At 69.3% G+C, this 1,748-nt stretch carries 2 protein-coding genes; one reads left to right on the top strand and one right to left on the bottom strand.

Going from position 1 to position 1,748, the window contains the following annotated elements; genetic code table 11:
- The coding region (locus tag ACFWIC_RS41030; RefSeq protein WP_380522309.1) for a winged helix-turn-helix domain-containing protein at positions 1 to 359 on the bottom strand (359 nt) is incomplete at its 3' end.
- A 205-nt stretch (positions 360 to 564) separates the two neighbouring features.
- Here ACFWIC_RS41030 and ACFWIC_RS41025 point away from each other — a divergent pair.
- Positions 565 to 900, top strand: a complete 336-nt coding sequence (locus ACFWIC_RS41025) for a hypothetical protein (RefSeq protein WP_380522308.1) — start codon at positions 565 to 567, stop codon at positions 898 to 900.
- The last annotated feature ends 848 nt before the right edge of the window (positions 901 to 1,748 follow it).

Below are 1,748 nucleotides of genomic sequence, written 5' to 3'. Positions count from 1 at the left end.
TCCACCGCATGCTCGTCACGCTCGAGGGCCCTGCGGGCCGGGGCCTGCCAGGACCAGCCGTGCCGCTTCAGCAACCGCCACACCGTCGGGACCGAAAGACTGAGCTGCAGCCGGCGCTGAATCACGCTCCGCACCCGGGCCAGCGTCCACCGCTCATCCGCGAAACCATGCGCGGTCGGCCCCTTGCCGAGTTCCTCCTCGAGCACGGCGAACTGGGCGTCGGTGACAGTCGGGGAGTTGGCCGGCCCAGCTGAACGCAGTGCCTCCATCCCGCCCTCACGCCAGGCACGACGCCAGCGTTCCACCGACCGCACGCTCACCCGCAGATCCTTTGCGATCACCGTGGTCTTCTCACCCACCGCGAACCGCATCCCGGCCTGGAACCGGATCCCCTCACGAAACGCCCGACGCTCAGCGGTCAGGCCCCCACCCTCCGGATACCTCACGCCAACGGCATACCGCAGGGATCACGAACCGTCACTACCCGACGACAACCCGAAATGCTCAGTAGCTCCGGTTGTTATTCGGCTTCCCGGTGAGGCGCCTCCTGCTGTGGACTCGGCTGTGGCCGATGCGGCCCGACTCGCGGGCGCCCTGTATGACGTAACCAACGTCCTCTGCAAGCGGCTGTTCGCCGAACTCGACGCTGGTCAGCCCGGTACCGCTGCCGAGGTCGAGTGGGAGGCGCTTCTCGCGATCGCGAGCGTTTGGCGAGACGCGCCCAATGTGCCCGCCGGACTGCGAGAACTGGTGGCCGGCGCCGCCCGCGAAATCCTGGCCGCCCGGTGCAGGATCTCCCGCTCAAGCCCGAGTTCCCTGACCCGGGCCTTGAACTGCTGCTTCTCCCTGGCCAGCGCGGTGGTCTCGGCGGTCCTGGGCACGGCGGCCTGCTCGGCCTAACGCACCCAGACCCGCAGCGTCTCGTGGTAATGCCCAGGTCCTTGGCCATCGAGGCATTCGTACGTCTCGGGCTCGCGTGGTACAGCGCGACGGCATCGACCCGGAACTCAGGGGCGCACTTCGATGTTCCCAACGGGAACTTCTGTCCTATGGATCTGACGCTCAAGCTGGTCCCGCCCGGCGGAATCCTTCCGCAGGTCTACAGTCACAGCGACAACAACTACTGCCGCGTTTTCGGGTGGCGGGCGTGCTCAGCCCGTAACCTCGCGGAGGCGGCATCGACGTCGATCCCGCGCAGACGCCCCGCGCATGTGGGTGCGGCCCGCGGCCGGACGGAAGTGGCCATCGCTGCCCGGGCCGACGGCGCGTACCGCGCATCCCCGCCGGCGAGACCACCTTGCTCCGGGAGGTTTCCCGGGCGGCCGGGTAGTGCTCGCACAGGAGCGAGCGGATTCGGCTCCCGGAGATTTTCCCCGGCCCGACCGGAGTGTCGAATTCGGCCGGACCGGGCGTGAAGCTGTGCCCATGCCTTCACCTCGGCGATGGTACAACCCGACGGCCCACCACCCCGGGCGGCATGCCCGGGCCGGGCCGGTTTTCACCCGACCGCCCCCGGCCCGGACCACCAGGTGACACCGGGCCGAAGTGGATGCCCACGAACCTCCCCCGGCGGAGTCGACAGATCCCGGGAGGACCCACCGTCAGTCGGGCGGCGAGCTCATCCCTGCCGGGAAACGCTCGTGAGCATCGTCGCTGTCAGGTGGGGAGTCCGACGGGGCGTTCGCCGTTGCGGCGTTGCTGGATGACGACGGCGGCGACGAGGAGGGCGCCTTGGGCGACGTTCTGCC

This window comes from Kitasatospora sp. NPDC127035 (assembly GCF_042726075.1).
Taxonomy (GTDB): Bacteria; Actinomycetota; Actinomycetes; order Streptomycetales; family Streptomycetaceae; genus Kitasatospora.
This window is presented reverse-complemented; position numbering and strand designations above follow the sequence as displayed.